This window comes from Mesorhizobium sp. P3_A2, from assembly GCF_056403115.1.
Map to the genome: position 1 here is coordinate 1 of NZ_JBFUGC010000024.1, position 21,538 is coordinate 21,538.

General features: G+C 59.4%; 20 protein-coding genes and 2 pseudogenes. 11 read left to right on the forward strand and 11 right to left on the reverse strand.

All coding sequences use genetic code 11. The features are described from left to right. The coding region (locus AC1DXM_RS30980) for a helix-turn-helix domain-containing protein (protein ID WP_477239253.1) at nucleotides 1-316 on the forward strand (316 nt) is incomplete at its 5' end. 343 nt (nucleotides 317-659) lie between these two features. Here AC1DXM_RS30980 and AC1DXM_RS30985 read toward each other — a convergent pair. After that, nucleotides 660-905 (reverse strand): hypothetical protein, encoded by a 246-nt coding sequence (locus AC1DXM_RS30985; RefSeq protein ID WP_477239255.1) that lies wholly within the window; start codon nucleotides 903-905, stop codon nucleotides 660-662. 121 nt (nucleotides 906-1,026) lie between these two features. On the opposite strand from AC1DXM_RS30985, the gene AC1DXM_RS30990 reads away from it, so the two are divergent. The 3 genes from AC1DXM_RS30990 (at nucleotide 1,027) to AC1DXM_RS31000 (ending at nucleotide 3,063) form a co-directional block, all read left to right on the forward strand. Continuing rightward, nucleotides 1,027-1,470 carry a Ros/MucR family transcriptional regulator gene (locus tag AC1DXM_RS30990; protein WP_477239257.1) on the forward strand — a complete coding sequence of 148 codons (444 nt, stop codon included), beginning with the start codon at nucleotides 1,027-1,029 and terminating at the stop codon, nucleotides 1,468-1,470. A gap of 773 nt (nucleotides 1,471-2,243) precedes the next feature. Next, a complete protein-coding gene (locus AC1DXM_RS30995) occupies nucleotides 2,244-2,507 on the forward strand; it encodes a hypothetical protein (protein ID WP_477239259.1) in 264 nt (87 codons plus the stop codon). Nucleotides 2,508-2,796: 289 nt separating this feature from the next. Further along, nucleotides 2,797-3,063 (forward strand): hypothetical protein, encoded by a 267-nt coding sequence (locus tag AC1DXM_RS31000; protein ID WP_477239261.1) that lies wholly within the window; start codon nucleotides 2,797-2,799, stop codon nucleotides 3,061-3,063. Nucleotides 3,064-3,436: 373 nt separating this feature from the next. Here the strand turns inward: AC1DXM_RS31000 and AC1DXM_RS31005 are convergent, their stop codons facing one another. The 8 genes from AC1DXM_RS31005 to AC1DXM_RS31040 form a co-directional block, all read right to left on the reverse strand. Then, nucleotides 3,437-4,990 (reverse strand): AMP-binding protein, encoded by a 1,554-nt coding sequence (locus AC1DXM_RS31005; RefSeq protein WP_477239263.1) that lies wholly within the window; start codon nucleotides 4,988-4,990, stop codon nucleotides 3,437-3,439. Between the two features lie 30 nt (nucleotides 4,991-5,020). Then, nucleotides 5,021-5,776, reverse strand: coding sequence for an SDR family NAD(P)-dependent oxidoreductase (locus AC1DXM_RS31010; RefSeq protein ID WP_477239265.1), 756 nt, complete (start codon nucleotides 5,774-5,776; stop codon nucleotides 5,021-5,023). 46 nt (nucleotides 5,777-5,822) lie between these two features. Next, nucleotides 5,823-7,052 carry a flavin-containing monooxygenase gene (locus AC1DXM_RS31015; protein WP_477239267.1) on the reverse strand — a complete coding sequence of 410 codons (1,230 nt, stop codon included), beginning with the start codon at nucleotides 7,050-7,052 and terminating at the stop codon, nucleotides 5,823-5,825. Between the two features lie 229 nt (nucleotides 7,053-7,281). After that, nucleotides 7,282-7,779, reverse strand: coding sequence for an N-acetyltransferase family protein (locus AC1DXM_RS31020; protein ID WP_477239269.1), 498 nt, complete (start codon nucleotides 7,777-7,779; stop codon nucleotides 7,282-7,284). A gap of 72 nt (nucleotides 7,780-7,851) precedes the next feature. Continuing rightward, nucleotides 7,852-8,073, reverse strand: a complete 222-nt coding sequence (locus AC1DXM_RS31025; protein WP_477239271.1) for a GNAT family N-acetyltransferase — start codon at nucleotides 8,071-8,073, stop codon at nucleotides 7,852-7,854. Next, entirely contained in the window at nucleotides 8,028-8,321 is a 294-nt protein-coding gene (locus AC1DXM_RS31030) for a hypothetical protein (protein WP_477239310.1), read from the reverse strand. The genes AC1DXM_RS31025 and AC1DXM_RS31030 overlap by 46 nt, the downstream gene beginning before the upstream one ends. Before the next feature lie 323 nt (nucleotides 8,322-8,644). Next, entirely contained in the window at nucleotides 8,645-9,337 is a 693-nt protein-coding gene (locus tag AC1DXM_RS31035; RefSeq protein WP_477239273.1) for a class I SAM-dependent methyltransferase, read from the reverse strand. A 660-nt stretch (nucleotides 9,338-9,997) separates the two neighbouring features. Then, nucleotides 9,998-11,764 (reverse strand): adenylate/guanylate cyclase domain-containing protein, encoded by a 1,767-nt coding sequence (locus AC1DXM_RS31040; protein WP_477239276.1) that lies wholly within the window; start codon nucleotides 11,762-11,764, stop codon nucleotides 9,998-10,000. A 418-nt stretch (nucleotides 11,765-12,182) separates the two neighbouring features. Between AC1DXM_RS31040 and AC1DXM_RS31045 the strand changes: the two are divergent. The 4 genes and pseudogenes from AC1DXM_RS31045 to AC1DXM_RS31060 form a co-directional block, all read left to right on the forward strand. Continuing rightward, nucleotides 12,183-12,353 (forward strand): annotated as a pseudogene (locus tag AC1DXM_RS31045) (AhpC/TSA family protein); the annotation flags it as partial. Nucleotides 12,354-12,635: 282 nt separating this feature from the next. After that, nucleotides 12,636-13,544: a tyrosine-type recombinase/integrase gene (locus tag AC1DXM_RS31050; RefSeq protein ID WP_477239278.1), complete on the forward strand. Its 909-nt coding sequence runs from the start codon at nucleotides 12,636-12,638 to the stop codon at nucleotides 13,542-13,544. A gap of 3 nt (nucleotides 13,545-13,547) precedes the next feature. Beyond that, nucleotides 13,548-13,745 (forward strand): annotated as a pseudogene (locus AC1DXM_RS31055) (transposase zinc-binding domain-containing protein); the annotation flags it as partial. Nucleotides 13,746-14,319: 574 nt separating this feature from the next. Then, on the forward strand, nucleotides 14,320-16,038 hold the full coding sequence (locus AC1DXM_RS31060) for an adenylate/guanylate cyclase domain-containing protein (RefSeq protein WP_477239280.1): 1,719 nt from the start codon (nucleotides 14,320-14,322) through the stop codon (nucleotides 16,036-16,038). Nucleotides 16,039-16,281: 243 nt separating this feature from the next. Here the strand turns inward: AC1DXM_RS31060 and AC1DXM_RS31065 are convergent, their stop codons facing one another. Continuing rightward, nucleotides 16,282-16,845 carry a DUF2062 domain-containing protein gene (locus tag AC1DXM_RS31065; protein ID WP_477239306.1) on the reverse strand — a complete coding sequence of 188 codons (564 nt, stop codon included), beginning with the start codon at nucleotides 16,843-16,845 and terminating at the stop codon, nucleotides 16,282-16,284. Between the two features lie 452 nt (nucleotides 16,846-17,297). Next, on the reverse strand, nucleotides 17,298-18,149 hold the full coding sequence (locus AC1DXM_RS31070; RefSeq protein WP_477239282.1) for a PRC-barrel domain-containing protein: 852 nt from the start codon (nucleotides 18,147-18,149) through the stop codon (nucleotides 17,298-17,300). A 549-nt stretch (nucleotides 18,150-18,698) separates the two neighbouring features. Between AC1DXM_RS31070 and AC1DXM_RS31075 the strand changes: the two genes are divergently transcribed. Genes AC1DXM_RS31075 through AC1DXM_RS31085 form a run of 3 tightly spaced genes read left to right on the forward strand, consistent with a single transcriptional unit; the run spans nucleotide 18,699 to nucleotide 21,190 of the window. Further along, nucleotides 18,699-19,442 carry a phosphatase PAP2 family protein gene (locus AC1DXM_RS31075; RefSeq protein ID WP_477239284.1) on the forward strand — a complete coding sequence of 248 codons (744 nt, stop codon included), beginning with the start codon at nucleotides 18,699-18,701 and terminating at the stop codon, nucleotides 19,440-19,442. Continuing rightward, on the forward strand, nucleotides 19,439-20,365 hold the full coding sequence (locus AC1DXM_RS31080; protein WP_477239286.1) for a diacylglycerol/lipid kinase family protein: 927 nt from the start codon (nucleotides 19,439-19,441) through the stop codon (nucleotides 20,363-20,365). The genes AC1DXM_RS31075 and AC1DXM_RS31080 overlap by 4 nt, the downstream gene beginning before the upstream one ends. Nucleotides 20,366-20,380: 15 nt before the next feature. After that, nucleotides 20,381-21,190, forward strand: coding sequence for a metallophosphoesterase family protein (locus AC1DXM_RS31085; protein ID WP_477239288.1), 810 nt, complete (start codon nucleotides 20,381-20,383; stop codon nucleotides 21,188-21,190). Nucleotides 21,191-21,538: the final 348 nt, after the last annotated feature.

Sequence of the window (21,538 nt, forward strand, 5' to 3'; positions counted from 1 at the left end):
GGCCGACGACATCAGGAACCACGGCGTCAGCCAGCGGGACGGCAGAGGGGCTTCGACCCTGGTGATGACACCAGAGCAGTCGCGGGCGGCACGGGCGCTATTGAAGTGGTCTCAGGTTAGGCTCGCTGCCAAGTGCGGTTTGAGCGAAGGGACAATACGCGACTTTGAAAACGGGCGTAGGATCCTGCGTCCCACGAAGCTCGCCGCCCTGCTTCATGCGTTTGAGGTGGCTGGTGTAGTATTCACCGCCGCAGGACCGTCACGAACGGACCTCTCTGAAGGCGAGTCGGGTGTGATCGGCTCCAATGAGATGTAGCGCTACGAGCTAAGCTGGATCCAGGAAAATCAGGGCGGGTTAAAGCCGCCTCGTCAGCGTGCGCCATGTCCTTTCATGGGTTGGCCTGATCTGAGTCAATCCAGTCGCGCCAATGGGTAGGCTGAACATGAACACGCACTCCGGTAATGGCGTGCTTCCACCCCTCGACCGTCCTTTCGCACGGGAATACGAGCGAGTGCATACCTTCCTCGTCCAGAACGGCGAGTTCCAGACTGCGGAAGAAGGGCGCGCTGAGGATCGACTGCCACATCGAGCCACAATCCGCCCAACGTCATGCGCCGGAATTGATTTTCGTCAATTTTTGTCCACCAAAGGGGGCGGGCTAAGCCGCTCGCTTCTCGCCTTCGCTCCCTTTGGCCAGCGCCATGCACTGCCAGGCCATGGACCGCGACAGGCCTTTTTGCTTCTCCACCCATAGCCCGAAATGACCATGCGGCAGGGATGCCTTGTGGTGCAGCAGGCAGCGGCCGATCGCCATCTTCTGGTCGATCGACAGGTGGCCGCGGGGAATTGCTCGAGTGTCGGCCGGCAACGGATTCGCCAAAGGAGCGACATTGCTCGGCGACATCAGCGCCAGATAGGCCTTGTGCACTTCAGCCTGAAGCCCAGGGTCGTATTGAGATGTCCGGCGTGTTGTTGCGTGAATAAAGCCGGCCTATTAGACAGGTTTGCTCAACAGGGACCATTACATGACCGACGAACACGACCACGGCGCCGAACTAGTCGAACTGACGGCCGACATCATCGCGGCATTCGTCAGCAATAATCCAGTGCCGGTTGCCGGGCTTCCTGATCTAATTGCTTCGGTCCATTCATCGCTTTCCAGCCTGGCCAGCGGCAAGATTGCGCCGCCGGCTGAGACAAAAACTCCCGCGGTGAATCCGAAAAAATCAGTGTTTCCTGATTACATTGTAAGCTTGGAAGACGGTCGCAAATTCAAGTCGATGAGGCGCCACCTCGGCCTACTTGGCATGACTCCGGACGATTACCGCACCAAATGGAACCTGCCTCGCGATTACCCCATGGTCGCGCCGAACTATGCGGCCACGCGGTCGGCGCTGGCAAAAGCGTCCGGCTTAGGCCGCAAGGCTGCACCCTCTAATGCGGTACCTGCGAAGCGAAAGGCAAAATAGACAACGCCGGTAAAAGGGCTCGCCGTCCCATTCGCGAGACGGCGAGCCTCCCCATGCCCTGACCCCAACCACTGCTACGCAATTTCTATGCCATTGAATGTGCGCCATCGGGGGACAACATGACGCCACGTCAAGAATCAGCTATGGCTTGAGTTGCGGCGGACCTCTATCCCGCCTTAGCCGGCGCCATTTAGGCTTCTCCCAGCCTTTGGTGCCGGCCACTTCTGTTACACTCAGATCGTTGAAACCCATTGCAAGCCCGGCCGCTCGCCTTCGGTCCGTCGCATCCGCGGCACGGAAGCGCTCCAATGGAGCGGAAGACCTATTAACGGCGACGAACTGCGCGAGCGCGATCCTGCCTAACGAAACTCGGAAACCACTTATTCATATCTTCTAATATACGTTGACGCCGTCGCAGGCCTGTCTTGAGTAGTGCGACACTCTCTCCCACAACGGAAAGCCCGGAGCTCACCCCGCCGCCGGGCTTTTCTTGTTTGGCCTCTAGCAGGCCCCGCCAGCGCGCGTTTTCCGCTGGCCGCCGCCCCACACACCGCCGGAGGGTCTCGGGCGTCTTGGCGCCCGCCTGTGGCCAGCCCATTGCGCGGCCAAAGACCGCAACCTTAAGCGTCAAACCATGGCCCGAAATGCCGTGCGGTAGTGACACCTTATTGCGTAGGAGCCAGCGTCCAATGGCGAGCATCTGATCGATCGACAAATGCCCGCGCGAGATGGCTCGGGTATCGGCCGGGGCCGGATCTGCCACGGGACGACCATTGCTTGAAGACATCATTGGCAAGATAGGCGCAGTGCACCTCATGGTGATTGTCGTCAGGGAGCTTTTTGAACTGGCGCACCGTCATCCCGCATGCGACGCCGAGGGAGCGGTGTGCCGCTCATCACCGCGAAAGGCGCCGCAGCCGTTGCGCTTGCCATTGGTTCGGAAGAGCGGGTACGTGCAGACGCCATCGACCGTCGGTAAAAGTGTTCGGGCTTACCTGCCGCGCCTCGCCTGGAAGAACGCCGCGAATATCGCATAAGTTGAGACTTATGGGCTACCCGCGGCCAAGTGTTCCGCGCTGGTAGACAACTCGCCGGGCGAAGACCCCCACGACCTCAAGCCCGGCGAGCCTACAGCCTGACCAGAGTACGCGATCAACCGGCAGAAGTTTCCAGTGCAATATCGATGCCGGCAATTTCTGTCTCAGAATGGGGCGTTCGCCAGGTCGCTCAACAAGCTCGCTGTCGCGCGTGATGTGCTCGGGATTCGACAATCTGCCTATAGATACGCATTATCGCAGCCCTTGTGGGGATAAGGGGGTTACAAAAATGTCATTTCCAGAGGGACATGACCGACTTTGCGCGATCGAATGGCTGGTCAAGAGATTGGCTGTCGAGCACTGCTTGCGTACGCCCGAACCGGTCGTTGCGGCAGAGCGCCTCAAGGCGGCCGGCGAGGACTATGGCACACTGGTTTTCACCAAAGCCATCAAGGCCGGCACCGCGGACGGGATGACGGGACTGGATATCAGTACCGCCCTTTCGCTTCTGGTCCAGAATATTCCAGACGATGTTCGTGGCGCGCTCGGCACCTAGATCGGCCTCGCCCTGCACCCTTGGCAGCGATGTCAGGAGCGGGATCTGTCGATCGCCTTCAGCCTGCCTTCATTCCGTCCGCGTATCCCGGCTGCTGGCCGTAGCACAGCCCCGGGCTGCAGATCTTTAACGGAAAGGAGATCTACGGAAAGTTCGCCGCCGGCAATGTGGTTCATGATCAAAAGCCGCTTCTCATTTCCCATCAATTCGAGAAACTTAGCAGGGACTCTGACATTGGCAGCAAGTTTTCTTGGTTGAATTAACGGCTACGACACGTGCTATCCAAGAGTTATTCGATGTCGGACCACCAATAATATGCTCTTTGAGATAACAAGCCGAGTCGTCTGGCTAGATTAACTTCGAGGCGCTGCAGTCAACGCAAGGATTTCCAATCGATCTTCCCTGTCGATGTACGGGGCAGCGACTGTTTAAACTCGAAAATTCGTGGAATCTTGTACGACGATAAGTTGTCCTGGCACCATGCGGTCAATTTTGCAGAAGCATCCTCCTCAGGTCTGCCCGGTTTCAGCACGACGAGTGCCTTGACCGACTGTCCGCGCCGTTCGTCCTCGACGCCAGTCACGCCCGCGTCGGCCACATCGGCATGCGACATCAGCACCTTCTCGATCTCGGCAGGCCAGACTTTGAATCCGGAGACGTTGATCATCCGTTTGCGGCGATCGGTGATGTAGAAGAAGCCGTCGGCATCCACATGGCCTATGTCGCCTGTCATAAAGAGCTTCTTCCCATTGCGATGCATATAGGTGGCCTCCGTTTCCGCCGGTCGGCCGAAATATCCGCTGAACAGTTGCGGTGAGGCGATGACGAGCTCTCCATCGACGCCAGTCTCGCAAGGCTCTCCTGTGTCAAGTGAGACGATACTCGCTTCAACACCCTCGAGCGGGAGGCCGATCGATCCCGGCTTCGGCGCAGCGCGCGGATTCATGTGCGTCGCCGCCATGGTTTCAGTCATGCCGAACCCCTCGACGTAGTGCAGGCCGGTGACAGCATGGACCCGCTCGTGCAGGGAAACTGGCATGGCAGCGCCACCGCCACCCAGGAACTTCAGACTCGATAGGTCGTACCTCGCGATGCCTGTCGCTTCGACAAAATCTTTCATCATGGTTGCGACATTGCGCCAGCACGTGACCTTGTGACGCTCGATCAACTTTGCGGCCATCTCAGCATTCCACTGCCCTGCAAGTACAAGCGTCGCGCCCGCTGCGATCGGCACGTTCATGGAGCTTTGCATGCCGGTGACGTGGTAAAGTGGAAGGCTTACCAGAGCGACGTCATCCGAAGTGATAGCGCTGGCTTTGCGCGTGCTTGCGATAGCGCGCTGGACCCCGCCATGGAGGTGTGCGCATCCTTTCGGCTCGCCTGTCGTGCCCGAGGTATAGACGATCAGCGCAAGGTCATGACTTTGCACCCCTCGCTTTGCAGGCATCTCTCCGCATTCTGTGGCCTGCTCGAAGGATGCCCACCGCTGTCCAGCGGGGCCGACATTCAATCGTTTGGTCTCTGGGGCCCCAACAATCAATCCACCGCGCAGGCATTCAATCGGCCCCGCCAGCAAGAGTGACGCCTGAGCGCCGTATGTGACCGCGAGTCCTGGCCTCGCATCAGCCAGGATCTGCTGCACTTCGCGCGCCGTCTTTCTCGGATTTATGGGAACGACGACGCCGCCGGCTCGCAGCACAGCATAATAGGAAACGATGAATTCCAGCTCGTTCTCGAGGATAAGCATCACTGCCTCGCCGCGCGCCAGCGACAGTTTGGATTGCAGGAACGCAGCCACCGCATTTGCCAATTGATCGAGTTCTTTATAGGTAACTACACGATCGTCGATGAAGACGGCGGGCTTTGTAGGATACCGTTCGGCTGAAGCGCTGAGGTTGGTGTCAAGGGGGTGGACTGCAAAACTCATGAGGTTCGACCCGTGCTCGTGGCGGGGGATTCAGGAGATCAGTTCGCCTCCGTCTGCTACGATGACCTGCCCAGTCACATAGGCGCTCGCATCTGACGCCAGAAACAGAGCCACCCCGGCAATATCCTCCGGCGTCCCTATTCGACGAAGCGGCGTGCGATTTTCGATCTTCTCCAGCCGTTCCGGATCTTCCCACAATTCCCGCGCGAACTCCGTCTTGATGAGGCCGGGCGCTATGGAATTAACGCGAATACCGCTCGGACCCCACTCAACCGCCAAATTGCGGGTCAGTTGGATCAGGGCAGCCTTGGAAACCCCATAGGCACCGATGCCCTCAGTACCGCGCAGGGCGGCAATGCTCGAAATCATTATCACCGATCCGCCTCCAGCGTTTGCGATATGAGGAAGCGCCGCCTTGCACAGCCAGAGATTGCCCTGCAGGTTGGTGGCAAAGATCTTTTCAAAAGCAGAGTCTTCAATGTCGGTGAGAGATCCGAAGAAGGGGTTGGAAGCCGCGCAGCCGACGACAATGTCCAGACGGCCGTACTGACTAATGGCTTTATTGACCAGTTGTTCGACCTGATCTCTTTTGCTCATGTTACAAGGTTGAGAAATCGCTTCAATCCCTTGTGACTTGAGATGCCTAAGACCGTCCTCACAGTTCTCTTTCTTGCGGCTCGAGACGACAATTTTGGCTCCTGCCTGCCCAAAAGCTTGTGCTATCGCCAAACCGATGCCCCTTGTCGATCCGGTGACGATCGCAACCTTATCTGGAATCTCGAACATCTGCCTTCCCGGTAAGCCGTCGAGCAAGATGCACGCGTGGAGGCATTCACGTCAAACCCAAGCGGTCAATGTGATCGGCGAGATAGGCCGCGTCCTGGCCGACGAAGGGAAGAATGGCTGACCGCCACGTGTGCATCCAGTGCAGTCCGAGGAAATAGACCCCGGGGCAGGCGGTTATGCCGCGCTGTTGGATTGGAACGCCATTGGCATCGGTGACCGGCAGCTTCAACCAGTCGAAGCTATAGCCATACCCAGTTGCCCAAATGACGCTACCGATGTTTTCTTGGCGCAGGTTCAGACTGCGGATGCCATCGACACGGGCAGGCGCCAGTGGCGCCGATGTCTCCTTTTGATGGAGTTCGGAACTCATTGTAGCCGCCAGCGCATCCGCCACCACGATGAAACCAGCATGGCTCTTGTCGGCTGCGGCCAGCAACTCGCCGGCGTCGCCGGCAAGCATTAGCGTGCCATCGCTTATACCCAGGACGCGTCCTACAAGGGTCGCACCCGCAAGGCCGAGGCTACGTGGGTCGAGGTCGTATCCCCCATCCACACCTGTTATGACAATGGGCGGCGGATATCTCCTGCCTGGAAAGGTGTCGATGTCCACGTCGAAGCGGCCCAAGTTTTCGTACCACCAGATGACATCCTTGCCGCGATAACGCCGGGGCGCGCGGGCATGGCGGCTGATCGCCAGAAATACCCGCCTGCCGCTGCGCAGAAGTTCGTCGGCAATCTGACAGCCGGAGTTGCCGCTGCCCACTACCAGTACGGAACCCGGCGGAAGACTTTCCGGACTGCGATAGCGGATGGCGTCGATCTGATAAATTGATTTCGGCACAGCGCAGCTAAAGTCTGGGATTAGGGGACGCTGGAACGGACCGGTGGCGATGACAACCCGCCGTGCCCGGACCTCCCCACATGAAGTTTCAAGGACATACTCGCCAGTGTTTTCATCAGGACTGAGTTTGGTAACGTCAACGCCAGTGCGGACCGGGGCCGCGATTTCTGCCGCATAGTCGGCGACGAAGCGCAAGACTTCCGAATGATGAACAAACCCATCCGGGTCGGATCCCGCATAAGGCTTTCCTGGCAATCTTAGATATGAGTTCGGCAGTAGGAAGCGCAGCGAATCCCAGCGTTCGGTCCTCCATCGCTCGGCGATTCGCCGCCGCTCCAGCACGATGTGCTCGCGGCCACGTTGGCGTAAATGGTAGCTCATGGCTAACCCGGCCTGTCCGCCGCCGACGACGACGGTATCGTGTTTCTCCAGCATAGAGTTCGCTCACAGAATCGCAGCTTCTACTTTGGGCGCCGACCCCCCTTGGATTTGCCAGATGATCTCAGATTTCATGACGGAAGGTAATAGTTTTCCGCGCCGCTCTCAGTCACCGCCGATGTCTGCTTCGGTAAGCGCCGACATTGATCACACGAAGCCGTCACTCGAAGGTGGACACGTTCGGGAAGCAGCACTGCCAGGGGCCGGGCGAGCGCACCTGTTCCGGCTAGGCGCGTGGTAGCAGTTTCCGCATGATGAACGATGCATGGCCTTCTGCGCCGTGCGAGGCTGCCCTGCGATCGACTACTTCAAAACCATGCTTGCGGTAAAAGGCCATCGCGCGGTCGTTTCCCTCGAGTACTTCGAGGGCAATGCTGCGGATTCCCGATTGGGCGGCAATGACAGCGTGCAAGATATCAGAAGCTAGCCCAGTGCCATACTCGCTTTGATCGATGTGGAGCCGGCCAAGGACGACGTCGCCCGGTTCATCCGTCTCCGTCATCGCATAGCCAGCGATCGAGCCGTCTGGCCGTTCTGCCACGAACGACATTTTGTTGGCGTCCGTCAGTTCAGAAGCGATCCGCTGTGGCGAGTGATATTCGTCCGAAATCCGGGCCGTAGCTTCCGCGCCGATGATTGGCGAGTAAGTCCTGCGCCAAGACTCGCCCATGAGCCGCGATACCAACGGCACGTCCTGTACAGTCATGGCTCTGATTTGCGGCATAGGTAACCTCCCGGCCGGACCACCTATAGCGTAGCGTCAGCTACTGGCTGTGAGTGCGAGCCCACCGATCATTCACAATGCCTTCCTCATCCGCAACAGCGGCACGCCCGCTCCGCCTCTGTTGTCTACGACTTCTTCAACCGCCTCAAAGCCGCAGGCCCGATAGAGCGGTTCGCCGGCCATCGTTGCCATAAGCTCGACATTTGTGAAGCCCTCCGCGCGAGCGGCGTCCTCGCACAGCGTGAGAATTAAACGACCCACGCCTCGGCGGATGAAGCTGGGATGCGTATACATGGCACGCACACGCGCAGCGTCTTTCCTTGGGTCAAGCAGCGCTGCATCGCGCCCGGGTGAACGGTCGCCGCCGTAGAGGGTTGCGCGCCGACTCCATCCGCCGCACCGGCCAAGACGCCATTTTGCTCCACAATGAAATATGTCCCATAATCAACGAGTTGCGTATCGAGGCCCATGATTTCTCGGCCCGAAGCGATCTGCTCCGCTGTGAGGAGCGGCTTCTGATGCTCGCCGATGGCTGCATTCATCAGTATACCCAGCGCCGGCATATCGGCACGTGTCGCCAACTGATGGTCTAGGCTGATCCTCGGCATTCTTCGGCAAGTCCCAGTGCAAACCGCTTTTGAAGTTAGCACAAGATCGTCAAATGCTGGGAAAAACCTACGGCATGGCCAGGGTCGATGCTTCGCCCTTCGCCGCAGCCTGATGCCCACTATGAGCTTTTGGCGGGATGCGGCAGGCTACGCGGGCGCCGCGCCGGAGGAACTTGTGGTTCGGTATGATTGTGCCGAACTATTTCGATAATATCTGGGGACTTTCATCCCTGTGATTGTTTGCGCGCTGTCGAAATTTAGTGACCGAACCGGTAGACGCGTGCGAGTCTGTTCGGCACTATCATCAATTGATCCGCAGTTCGGAAACCGGCATCGCGCCCCATGCCAATCCAGTTTGCGGCCGTTTCGGCATAATCCGATGCGCGGCAGTGGCTCTCGAAGGCGGCGAACTCCTCGTCCGAGACCATCTCCCAATCTGGCCTTACCTGATGAAATCGCGCCAGCCAACCTTCGCGATCCTCGCCTTCAAGAAGCGTCGGCTCCCAGATCATGAAAAGACCGCCTGGTGACAGCAGGTCGCGGATTTTGCGCATAAGGGTGCCCTTATCCCGCGCAAGAAGATGGTGCAGTGACTGACCAATCCATACAACGTCAACCGGCCCTTCCCAGCGATCGATGGCCGCCACAAAATCTTCGCACCGCAGTTCGACCGGACAGGCGAGAGGAGCAAGCGCTTCCTTCGCAACATCAAGCGACTGCTGGGATATGTCGACGCCGATGTAGCTGGTGACCTTGCTGCCGGTCAGTGCGGCTGCTGAACCAGTGGCCGTGCCGCAGGCCAGATCGGCAAAGACGAAGCCGTCGAGGTTCTCCTCAAGCAGCACACGGCGCAAAGTCCCATAGACTTCCCTGTGGGCCATATAGTTCGCTGAGACAACTTTTTGGTATGTGGCAAGGCCATCCGCGAATAATTTCTGATCGGACTTCATGGTCCCTCCTCACGACGATCATTGGGAATTGGCTCCCACGTGATGATATTAGCGACAGCTTAGGGCTGTCCGCCATTTTGCCCTGCGCCGTCATTCCCTGTCGAGCGACAATATCCCTTCGATCGCATGGATAGGGTCGAACTTGGTCGTAGCTTGACAACAGCCAGGTGAGAGAATGGCTGTCGCATGTCGACAGTGACGGCGGCATGAGGCGCATTGCGGTCCGGCAGCATAGGGGCCGGAAGCGGTTGGTCCGCTTTTTCGTGCAGGAACAACGGTAGCGGACGTGTACTTCCAATGTCCGATGTCGTAAGTGACCCAATCGAGGCAACAAAACCGGCGTCACGGCACTCATCCCCTCGAAATCCCTTATGGAGAAGTTGCTGCATCAGGCTCTCCCCGCGCGAGAAAGCGGCGTCGAATGTTTACCGCGCCGGCCATCTTCTTGGAAGCAGGTAATAGCCGCATGCCAAGCATCGCCAGGGCACCGATCGTCGGTCCAGGCACTAGAAGTAGGAATGGCCAACGCCAGCGAGGCCGTCATCTCATTGCAGTCATTCCTCGCCGTCTTCCATATGTCGGAAACGGGTGGAAAAGTTGCTGTGGGCTTTTCACCAGCTCGCCGAGATCGGCGGCGGGACTGGCACTATGTGGCCTGAACTAGTCAAGGCCCGCACGACGTAGGCCATCGATATATCTAGAGCGGTCCTCAGGACGGACCATTGGATAGTTTTTCTCGACCCAGGCGATGCTGACGTTTGGCTGCAGACGTTTGCATTCAGCGAGACCCTGTCGGGCGAGCTCTAAGTCGCCCGCGAGGCCCGCTGCTGAGGCGAGCGTGCGCCAGGCAGTGCCGAAGTCGGGCCGGAGCTGGACAGCGCGCCGCTCGGCAACAACTGCTTCGTCATAGCGGTGTGCGACCAGATGACATAATCCCTCGGTGGAAAGATTCGCGGCCTGAAGGTAGTCGCGCGGGCTCAATCGCGTGGCGATCTCCAACTGGCGATAGCCCTCTTCCGCAAGCCCGGCGTACCCGTACGCGAGGGCCAAAAAGACCCGCGCAATGGCGAAGCTCGGGTTGCGCTGCAGCGCTTCGTTCAGCTCTTCAACCGCCGGTCCGGTGCGTCGCGCAAACGTGAAAACATAACCTGCGGCCAGGTGGGCCCATGGGTCTTCCGGATCGAGGTCGATCGCGTGTTGGGCCAAAGTCAGACCATCGGAAATGCCGCGCTCGTAGTCCATGGTGCCGAGCTGCACCCGCGAAGCAAAGATCCAGGCCAGCAGGCAGTGAGCCCGCGCGTAGCCGGGGTCGAGCTCAATGGCCCGTTTCAAGAGGTTGATGCCGGTGTCGTCGTTTTGGGAAACCCAGGTCCAGATATGGGGCATGGCCCTAATGACACAGCCCCAGGCATCGAGGCTTTCCGGTGGTTTGCTCTGCAAACGAAGATTGTCGGCAGCGTAGAGCTGCGGTTCGATTGCCGCGACAACGCTGAGAGTGATCTCGTCCTGCACCGCGAAAATATCGGAGGTGGATCGGTCGTAGCGCTCAGCCCAAATGTGGTTACCGCTAGCCGCGTCGATGAGCTGCCCGCTTACCCGTAACCGCTCACCGGCCTTGCGGACGCTGCCTTCAAGTATATAGCGAACACCCAGATCGCGCGCGACCTCGCGGATGTTTGGAGCCTTGCCCTTATACGCGAAAGTCGAATTGCGCGCGATGACGAACAAGCCGCGGAGCTTTGACAACGCGGTGATGATATCCTCCGCGATACCGTCGCCAAAATACTCCTGTTCGGGGTCGCCGCTCATGTTCTGGAACGCCAACACGGCAATCGAAGGCTTGTCTGGCAGCGCTAGTTTTCCACCTGACAGCGCAGGAACAATCGGCTCTCTCGCCGTGTACCGGCTCAAGGTCACTCGATAGGCGCGCACTGGCCGTGCAATGTTTTTGAGTTCCTGATCACCGAGATCCTCGAATTCTTCCTTCAGCTTGTCGCGCACCTGCTCATATGCTGCACCTGACAGGTAAATCCCATTTGGTTCGGCAATCCCTTCCAGGCGGGCAGCAATGTTGACACCGTCGCCCATCAGGTCGCCATCGCTCTCCTCGACTATGTCGCCGATATGGATACCGATGCGGAACTCAATACGTCGATCAGGCGGCACCCCGGCATTGCGCTCAAGCATGGCGTTCTGCACTTCGATCGCGCAGCGAACTGCTTCTACCACGCTGCTGAACTCGACGAGGCTCCCGTCGCCTGTGCGCTTGACGACGCGACCACGATGAACAGCTATGGTGGGATCGATGAGATCGCTGCGCAGCGCCCGCAGCCGTGCCAAGATGCGATCCTCATCCGCGCCGGCTAGCCGGCTGTAGCCGACCACATCCGAGACCAGGATCGCTGCTATTTTGCGGGTCTCACTCATGTCGTGCTCCCTCCATCCAGTCTGGCACTACTGCCGAGCCAAAGGAAGATAGTCACGAGTATTCCGGAAGCCCTAGTCCATTAGTCGCTCGTTATCGCTCGACCAGGGCCTGCTGACACACGGAGAAGGTTGGTTTCGGGTCCTCGGAAACCAACCATTCTCTGTCGGCAATCGCCGGTCCCTGAAGCCCAGCGCTAGGGCAGGTTTCAGCCGAAAGCTGGGGATCGATACTCGTCGACAGAGTGCGAACTGGTCTCCGAATTGGCCCAAATTCTCCATAGCTAGGGAGTACGCCGTTTCAATCCCCAGGTCCCAATGTCAGCATTTTCAATGACATCGTGGCTTGGGGATTCTCGGCAGTTTTGTGTGTCGTCCGGTAGTCAAGCTTAGAGAGCGAAACGGGTCCGCATTTCGGAACGGCCGTGCTGGGGCCAAGGACCGACGACAGGCCGATGGGCTCACGCAATTGCACCGCGAGCTCGAAGTCGGCTACTGCCGGCTGGTAACGATCACGACAGACAACATCCTGGAGACAAATGAATATCGCACCGGCGTCGGCGCCCATTTGCCTTTCCTGTCGGACTCGCGAGGCGGACTCGCGCCGGAGACCGTTGGCGTTGGTTCGCCTGTTGTGTTAGGCAACCGACCGTTTGGCGAACGGCGATCACGGCTCGGAGCTTCATCTCGTTTGCGCCACTAACCTCCCCTGCCCTCGACCTTCCAACGTCTCATTTGAGCCGAAGAACGAACCCGCTGCGCGGGAGGGGTGCCTGCGGTTGAGGTAGAGATCAAGAACCGGTCGTCGCGCTCGCGTTGAGCGTCGTTCGGCTGGAGCAGAGCATGGCGGGCTTCTTCAACAAGGAGCCTGACCATGCACCATCCCGTTCTCGATGCACCCGTCAGCCCGCTGCGCCAGCGGCTGATCGACGACATGAACATGCGGCGCTTCTCACGCGAGACGCAGCGCAACTATCTCCGCGACATCGGACGCCTGGCGACATTCCTCGGGCGTTCACCAGACACCGCTACCGCCGACGACCTGCGCCGGTTCCAAATCGAGCAGCAGGAGGACGGCGTTCCCGTGCCAACGATGAACAGCATCGTGTCGGCGCTGCGCTTCTTCTTCACCCAAACGCTCGACCGCCCGGACCTGGCGCGCAGGCTTGTCCGGCTGCCGCATCCGCGCAACCTGCCCGTGGTGCTCAGTCGCGACGAGGTAGCCCGGCTGCTCAACGCCACCACCTGCCTCAAGCACCAAGCCGCACTGTCGGTTGCCTATGGCGCAGGCCTGCGTGTCGCCGAGGTGTCGATGCTGAAGGTCACCGATGTCGACAGCGAGCGCATGCTGCTGCGCGTCGAACGCGGCAAGGGCGGGCGCTATCGCAACGCCATGCTCTCGGAGGACCTGCTCACTCTGCTGCGGCAATGGTGGAAGGTCGGACGTCAGCAAGGCGTGATGCACCGCGACGGCTGGTTGTTTCCCGGGCAGCACGCGATGAAGCCGATCAGCACGAGGCAACTCTATCGCATCGTCGTCGAGGCGGCCCAGGCCGCCGACATCGCCAAGCGGGTCGGGCCGCACACGCTGCGCCACAGCTTCGCCACCCACCTGCTGGAGGACGGCACCGACATCCGGATCATCCAGGTCCTGCTCGGGCATGCCAAGCTCAACAACACCGCACTCTACGCGAAGGTGGCGACCCGAACGGTGCGCACGGTTACGAGCCCGCTCGACAAGCTTGGCCTATTCAAGCCGGGAGAGATCTCGCCCGACATCTGAGCCGTGCGCGCCTCGATCGAGGTCGCCGACATCTTCCGTGCTGCCGGACCCGCTTACCGGGCCGCCCATGCAGGTCACCTGAGCCTCGCCCAACTCAAGGTCATGTCGGCGATCGAGCACTGCCGCACCGCGGCCCTTGGCGGTCACGTCGAGGCTTGCGAGGACTGCGGCCAATGGCGGATCGCCTACAACTCCTGCCGCGCGCCGCCCACAGCGTCGCAACGAGCCTCGTGCGGGATCGGCTAAACCGCGCGGAGGCACAACGAAGCGGCCTCCCCGCATCCATCCCCACCCTTCCCAGCAGCGGTCGCGCCGTCGCCGACACCAGCCGCAAATCGAAATCCCCATAGCCATCGCCTGTGGCCCACGGGTTCCTTCCTCGGGGACTTTCGTACGCCTGCCGGCGCCCGAAACTCTTCACGTTAGCGGACTGACAGCTTTCAGGCGGCGGATCTTCGATAGCGGACATTCCGGCGAGCGCGGACACCGCCGCGGTTCAAGGGAAGAAATTGTTCTCATGGCGCGCGCACGCACGTCGCTCCAGCCGCCGACACCTGAAGGTCGCGAAAAGGGTACGAACCCGAACTTTACACAAAACGCGCATCGTCTCAGCACTTAAAGGTTTGGCGATCTCCTCGAGACGCTCGCAGGGCGCGTTTCCCGATGCGGCCGACTTCGCAATGCGCTACACTCCCAGACCGCCTCGGCCGCGACGGCACTGGCTGCCGGGGGTGATGATACGGACGATTGGTCGCTCCCTGAAGGAGTTTCGCCCATGAAGCGCAGAATGGCTGCCCTGATGGTCAGCGATATCGTCGGCTATTCCGGGTTGATGGAGCGCGCCGAGGAGCAAACGGCGGATCGTTTGGCGAGTTGCCAGGCCCTCATTACGGAAAAGGTCGATCTGCTCGACGGCCGGGTTTTCAAGACGACGGGTGACGGGGCCCTCGCCGAATTTCCGAGCGCCGTGAACGCCGTGCGAAGTGCATTCGAGATCCGCAGTGCGCTTGCTGGCGCGCAAGAGCCCGACACCGAACCTTTCAGGATGCGGTTCGGTCTCCATGTCGCGGATGTCGTGGTGCAGGGCGATGATCTGGTCGGAGACGGCGTCAACCTCGCGGCGCGCATACAGGCGGCAGCCGAACCGGACTCGATCTATGTGAGCGGTGCGCTCTTCGATCATGTCCGGCGCAATTCTGCGTTCATATTCGACGATATGGGCGAGCGGGCGTTCAAGAACATTACGGAATCGGTGCACCTCTATCGGGTCCGCGGCGAGATCGGAGCGCATCGGCTGCAGTCGGCGCCGACGCAACTGGTCATCACGACGGAACGGCGGCCTGCATCGGTCGCGGTGCTCCCTTTCCGGGTTTCGGGCGACGACGAGAACCAACGCTATCTCGCCGAAGGACTCACCGAAGAGCTGATTGTCGAACTGGGGCGGTTTCGGCGTCTTTCGGTCAGCTCGCGGAGTGCGAGCTTCTCGATCGCGGACTCCCACCCCGATCCGGTGAGTGTCGGTGAGGTTCTTGGCGTTCGCTATGTGCTCGAAGGGCAGGTGCGGAAGATCGGCGAGCGGGTCTCGGTCAGCCTCACGCTGTCGGAAACCGACCAGGGGACGGTAGTTTGGAGCGCCAAAATCCAGCGATCGTTTGAGGAAATCCTTGCCCTGGTTGACGAGACCGCCGCGAGGATCGCTGCAACCGTGTCCGGACGGATGGAGGAAGCGGCCATGGTGGCGGCACGGCGAAAGCTGCCCGAAAACATGACCGCCTTCGACTGCCTTCTGCGCGGGCTTGATCATCATCGCCTCGCCGGCGTCACCGACGACAATGCACGCCAGTCCGTCGGCTGGCTTACAAAGGCAATCGACGCCGACCCAAACTACTCAGCCGCCTATGCCTGGAGGGTCTGCGCAGCGTCATGGTTGCCGGACTTCGACTACGAGCAAGGTCGAAGGGACATTCACCGCGCGCTCGAGCTTGATCCCTGCGATGCAGAGGCAAACCGGATTATGGGCGTGCTCGAACTCATGAATGGCAACTTCAACGAGGCCTTGGCACACGGCCGCAAGGCGATGGAGCTGAATCCGACGGATGCCTACATCAAGGCAAGATGCGCGGCTGTGTATAATTTCGTGGGCGAAGGAGAGCATTCATTGTCTCTGCTCGATGAAGCCGAAATACTCGACCCATTCCTTCCTGTGTGGTGCGTCGAGGAACGCGGCGTGGCCCTCTATGCGCTGGGCCGTTATGCCGAGGCTATTGAATCCCTTGGTAGGCTCACGTTCCAGACCACTCGATCGCGCCTCTATCGGGCGGCTGCGCTGGTGGCCCTCAATCGAGCCGACGAAGCCAGTCGAATGGTCAGGGAAGCTGTCGGCGGCAAGCCAGATCTAACGGCCTCCGCCTTCACCAGTCGCGAGTATTACCGCGATCCCGAGAAGTCTACGGAGCTTGGCCGCTTGCTAAGGGAAGCAGGTTTGCCGCCATAAGGTCGCTTGCGACCGTCTACCGCTAACGACAACCCGTTCGACACACACTGTCGAAGTCTGCAACGACTCGACTCCGGTCGTTTGCGATCGAAACAGCGAATGGCGCGTTCAATGGCGCAACCTCGATCTACAGCTTCGCCATCGGCGATGTCTGCATTTAGGCAGTGGCAAAGGCGCCCTCATCGGCCGACATGAGGCGCGAACCCGCCATTTCTCAATGCAAGAAAAAAGCCCACCGCAATTTCAACCGCCAGAGCGGCGATGTCGAACAGTCAGAGAGCCCGATAACGCGATGTCTTCCTGCTGAAGGGGCCGGCTCGCCTTTTCGGCCAGTCGCTTACGCCTCTGGTCGCGAAAGGCTGTCATGCCACAGCGCGTGATGCCATAGAACAACAGGCCAAAAATCAGTCCCAGTGGCACCGCGCCGAGCAGCATGGGCTTTAACACCGGTTCCCACAGTTGCGAAATTGAATGGGTTTGCAACATCTCACTCGGATGGGCTAGCGGGCCGAGACTCCGCGAGTGGTTGTTCAACATTATCCTGCCCGTCTCCCAGGACGCTCCAGCTACAAGTGGGAAAGTGAGCGGATTGCCAAAGACAAATGTTCCTAAACCTCCCGCAACCATGTTTCCCGCGATCAGCCAACACACAAAGGCCGCAAGGGCGAAATGGGATCCTACCGGAAAGAATGACGCGAAAACGCCAGCCGCTACTCCAGCCGCTACTGCGTGTGGGGTGGCATTCAGCCGCAAAATGCGCTTTGAAAAATATTGAAGCGAACGTGAGAATGACCGGCGCGGCCACATATAGGTGCGCAAGCGCTCGAAGAGATCATCAGGATTTCGGCGTCTAAAGAGCACTCTCTTGCCACTTACCACGCAGTCTGGAGTTCAACGGATTGCTGTCGTCTCTATCCAAAAAAACGCAGCCTGTGCTGCTTTGTTCCGAGTTTGCCGATCAGCCGGAAGTCGGCGTGGCAACCCTGCCCCGTCGGTCGCTCTGGCGCGCGCGCCTTTTTCGGCTCCTAGCGCGAGGCGCCACAGTGACGGGTGACACGGGCCGACGTCAGCCGGTGCCATTAACAACATCCGAACCATCGTACTTTCAGGAACCGTGAAGGTTCGCTCTCGTCCCATCGAGTGCTGCAAGCAATGTTGCGCTGCGAGCGCGCCGGGAGTGTGCTCTCCCGTCGGAGCCTTTTCTGCCTACCCCTATGTTTGTGGCCCGCGCCGGCGAGAGCGCGGGCCATCTGGCAAAGCTATTGACTGATAACGATCCGCTGTTTGTCACGATTCTGGGCATAGGTGCCCTTGTCGTAAGCGGTCTGCGCCTCAAGCTGGTCTTTGGTGAAATTGGTGTAGAGATAGCGATTGCCGTCCTTGTCGGCCATGAACTTCAGCTTCTCGAGGCCCACGGCCACCTGTTTTTCGCCCATGCCGAGGAAGCCGCCGACGTCGACGATCACGGCATCAACCTTCTTGTCTGTGCTTAGAACCACGTCACCAATCTCGCCGACCTTCGTATCATCAGCGCCATAGACGGTGGTGCCGACAAAGTCATTGGTGCTGATCTTGTCAACCGGCAGCTCGGTCAGCGACGCCTTGTCGATAGCAGCTGTTGCTGTGTTGTCGGTCGTTGTAGCTGCAGGTTCGTTGTTGGCCGACACGGCGGCATTCGAAGCCGTCGTGTCGTAAGCCTTCAGGTCGAAGTCGGGCTGCGCGGTGAGGTCTTCCTTGCTGGTCTTGGCGACCAGCCACCGTTCACCCTTCTTCTCGACCCATTCGGCCTTGCTGAAATCGTAAGCGACGTTCTTTTCACCAATGCCCAGGAACCCACCGACGCCGATGACAATATATTTGGCTTTGCCGTCATTGGAGATGACGATGTCTTTCACATCGCCGATCTTCGCGGCATCGTCAGCGGCACTGTCGTAGACGTCTGCGCCGATGATTTTGGAGACCAGGGTTCCTTCCGCCGTTGTCGCAGGCGCCGCAGTTGTTGTCGTCGTTGCAGCGGGCTTTGTAGCATCTTCGGCTGTGGCCCCCGTGGCCCACACACCGGCTGTGAGGAGCGTGGCAATTGCTGTGGTAGCCAAGAGTTTGCGGAGCATGTTATGTTTCCTTCGTGCGTTAAGTGTTGATGCACGCCGCGTTCGACTTTAACTGATTGCAACCGTTGGCCGAACGCGGCACCTTGCCATTTCACAACGGGCTTGGTGAGACACAGTTCCCTTCGCCGGCCGAATGCATTCCCATTTCGTCGGCAGACGCAAACTCACTCATCTTGAGAAGCCAGGGGACCGCGAGGCCCAGTCACAAAAATCAGATATACCGTTGGGAAAGGTGTTCGATTGCGCATCCAATTCCACGCGCTGCGCCCGGCGTCGGGCGGATTGTCGACGTGGAGATTGGCGCCCGCCTGGAAGATGACACCAATGTCTGGGCCAGGCTCGTGGATACATTTGCGCGCTTTACGCTCCCACCCCTAGCACATCCGGCACCGCTGAAGTCTGTCCAGAAAACGCTGTTGCTGCCCGATGCCGTCATCACGGCTTCGGTGGGAGAAATCGATCGTCGATTTCTGAAGTTCTCAACGCGGGGATGGCTGGGGGAACCTCGTTCTCGCGATCCCGTTATACCTCAACCATGAGGTCCGGCGCTTGAGCGAACCAGTCCCAGATATCGAGCCCCCCGTGAGTCCCCTCCTTTCGCCGCCCTCCTGGCGGAGCGGTGCTTCCGCGCAAAGCACCAATCGGATTACTGCGGGGGTCGTCGTAGCATGCCTCTTTCTCGGCTTCGGGGTGCTGGCAGAGGAAGTCCTGGAAGGCGACACGACCAAGTTCGACCTGGCCATCATGTCGGCTCTTCGCGCAGCCGATCCGGCCTACCCGATCGGTCCGCCATGGCTTCAGGAAGCGGCCAGGGATGTGACCTCAGTCGGCAGCGTGGTGTTTCTTGGCTTCGTGTTGCTGGCAGGAGTCGTCTATCTTCTTCTGATCCACAAGCGGGCTCTCGCCATCTGGATGTCGGTGGCAGTCGTTGGCGGCGAACTGCTCGGCACAATCCTCAAGCTGAGCTTCAACCGGCCCAGGCCGGAGACCCGTCATGTCACGCGAGTATTCACGGCAAGCTTCCCGAGTGGACATGCAATGCTTTCAGCCATCGCGTTCCTGACCGTGGGCGCACTCCTTTCACACGCAAATCAGGAGCTGCGTCTCAAAGCGTATTTCATGTCGATCGCCGTGTTTCTGACGGTGGCCGTTGGGATAAGCCGGGTCTATCTCGCAGTCCACTATCCCACAGATGTCTTGGCCGGATGGTGCATTGGTTCTGGCTGGGCGATCCTGTGTTGGACAGTCGCGTTATGGTTCCAGGAAAGGCCGAAACGGGGGCTGGAAACTTGAAGGTTCTGGCCCTCATCAACAAAAATGCCGGCGCTGCGGCGCGCAAGGGCGACATAGAGAGGGCCGTGCGGGATGGGTTCGCCGAACGTGGCATTGAGGCGGATGTGCGATTGGTGGACGGGCGAAAGGTTGGAGAGCTCGCTCGACGCTTCGTTGGCGAAAACAAGTCGAGGTCCGGCCGTGGATCAATATTGGTCGTGGGCGGTGGCGACGGCACCCTCAGCAGCGCGGCCTCGGCGCTGGTGGGGACTGATCTGTTGCTCGGTGTCCTTCCGCTCGGCACATTAAACCACTTTGCCAAGGATTTGGGTGTGCCGCTCGACCTCACACCGGCGATCGATACAATCGCGACAGGTAAGCCTCTGGCAGTCGATGTCGCCGAGGTCAACGGCCGCGTCTTTCTTAACAACTCGTCGATTGGAATCTATCCCTTCTTTGTTGCAAAGCGTTCAGCCGAGCAGCGGCACCGCGGGTTCGGCAAGCTTGCCGCCATCGGACCGGCTCTCATGAGAACGTTGAGATCCGCCTCGTGGCAGGCTGTCCACGTCGCTGCTCAGGGTACCCGCGAAAGACTGCGAACGCCCTGTGTGTTTGTTGGCAACAATTTCTACGACATCGCCGATCTTGGCCGCCGCCGCAGCCTGTCGTCAAAAGAGCTGTGCGTCTACGTCGTCAAGCAGCAGTCCTGGTTTGGACTGGCACTGCTTCCGTTCAAAATCGCGTTCGGCATGATCGACTCCACCCGAGATCTTGAAATCTATCGGGCTAGTTCACTCCAAATCACATCGCATCGCCACGCCATGCTGGTTTCTCTGGACGGCGAAGCCGTCAGCATGGACATGCCCCTGAACTTTCATATTCGACCGGCGGCCTTGCAGGTCCTTGCCCCTGTCAAAATGATCACAGCCGCTGGCCGTTGCTGAAAGCGGAGAACTTCGGTGAAAACCCTCGTCCACCTTTCGGATTTGCACTTTGGAAAAACAGAGAGCCAGCTTGTGGAAGCGATCGCGGCCGAGGTTCGCGCCGTCGACTCTGATTTGCTCGTCGTATCGGGGGATCTGACGCAACGCGCCCGTAAGAGCGAATTCCTTCAGGCGCGGGCCTTCCTTGATTCCCTTCCTGGCCCTCGCATCGTAGTGCCCGGCAATCACGATGTGCCGCTCTGGAATGTCCTCGCGCGCGCATGGACACCTCTGTCGCGTTACAGGCGCTACATCGAGGCGGACACCGAGCCGTTCTATGCCGACACCGAAGTCGCTGTCGTCGGGATCAACACGGCACGATCCCTGACAATCAAGGATGGCAGGATCAATGTGCGCCAGCTCAAGACAGCGACAGAGAAATTCTCACATATGTCCGATGACATTACCCGGGTAGTGGTCACTCATCATCCCTTTGAAGGGCTGGATCTCGAAAGTGATGAAGGCATTGTTGGCCGGGCGGATCTGGCAATGGATGCCTTCTCGCGCAGCGGCGTAGACATCGTATTGTCTGGCCACCAGCATCTTCACCGCACCGGTTCGAGCGCGCGGCGATACGTTATCGACGGCTATGCGGCGCTGCTCGTTCAAGCGGGAACGGCTGTTTCATCGCGGCTTCGCCACGCGGCAAATTCGTTTAACATCATTCGTATCGAGCACCCAAGAATCTTCGTCGAATGTCGAGCCTGGCAGCCTTCGCGACCCGGCTTCGAAACCTCAGCCAGTTATTCCTTTCGGCAGGGTCCAAGCGGGTGGGAACCCATTTGAGCGGGTATCAGCCTGCCTTGGGGCAACTCGGCCTTTCAGTCGAGCTGCCTTCTTCTGGGGCGCTCGAAAGCCCGCTGCCAGCCGGGGAGGCAAAGTGTGGCGATCCATGGGGGTGCGATAGCGCGCCATGGTGTATTGGCGACAGCGAGCTTGGTCACGACGCAGGTTGCGGAGCAAAGCGATGGGGCCAGATATCTGTAAAAGATACCGTCAGCTTGCGCACAATTCCACATGAGAAGGTTAGTTTCGAGTTCGTGTCCCTCTACCACCTTCAAAGTCCAAACAATTCTCTGATCCGCTGGTAGGCGCTCTGAAGCCAGCGTTTGCAGGGGGTGTGCCCAAAAGCTG

Coding starts and splice junctions, on each gene's coding strand:
- AC1DXM_RS31025 (WP_477239271.1), bottom strand. CDS start 8,073: ATGTATACGCATCCCAGCTTCATCCGCCGAGGCGTGGGTCGTTTAATT.
- AC1DXM_RS31005 (WP_477239263.1), bottom strand. CDS start 4,990: ATGAGTTTTGCAGTCCACCCCCTTGACACCAACCTCAGCGCTTCAGCC.
- AC1DXM_RS31010 (WP_477239265.1), bottom strand. CDS start 5,776: ATGTTCGAGATTCCAGATAAGGTTGCGATCGTCACCGGATCGACAAGG.
- AC1DXM_RS31070 (WP_477239282.1), bottom strand. CDS start 18,149: ATGCTCCGCAAACTCTTGGCTACCACAGCAATTGCCACGCTCCTCACA.
- AC1DXM_RS31000 (WP_477239261.1), top strand. CDS start 2,797: ATGTCATTTCCAGAGGGACATGACCGACTTTGCGCGATCGAATGGCTG.
- AC1DXM_RS30990 (WP_477239257.1), top strand. CDS start 1,027: ATGACCGACGAACACGACCACGGCGCCGAACTAGTCGAACTGACGGCC.
- AC1DXM_RS31060 (WP_477239280.1), top strand. CDS start 14,320: ATGAAGCGCAGAATGGCTGCCCTGATGGTCAGCGATATCGTCGGCTAT.
- AC1DXM_RS31040 (WP_477239276.1), bottom strand. CDS start 11,764: ATGAGTGAGACCCGCAAAATAGCAGCGATCCTGGTCTCGGATGTGGTC.
- AC1DXM_RS31035 (WP_477239273.1), bottom strand. CDS start 9,337: ATGAAGTCCGATCAGAAATTATTCGCGGATGGCCTTGCCACATACCAA.
- AC1DXM_RS31065 (WP_477239306.1), bottom strand. CDS start 16,845: ATGTGGCCGCGCCGGTCATTCTCACGTTCGCTTCAATATTTTTCAAAG.
- AC1DXM_RS31030 (WP_477239310.1), bottom strand. CDS start 8,321: ATGAATGCAGCCATCGGCGAGCATCAGAAGCCGCTCCTCACAGCGGAG.
- AC1DXM_RS31015 (WP_477239267.1), bottom strand. CDS start 7,052: ATGCTGGAGAAACACGATACCGTCGTCGTCGGCGGCGGACAGGCCGGG.
- AC1DXM_RS30985 (WP_477239255.1), bottom strand. CDS start 905: ATGTCGCCGAGCAATGTCGCTCCTTTGGCGAATCCGTTGCCGGCCGAC.
- AC1DXM_RS31020 (WP_477239269.1), bottom strand. CDS start 7,779: ATGCCGCAAATCAGAGCCATGACTGTACAGGACGTGCCGTTGGTATCG.
- AC1DXM_RS31050 (WP_477239278.1), top strand. CDS start 12,636: ATGCACCATCCCGTTCTCGATGCACCCGTCAGCCCGCTGCGCCAGCGG.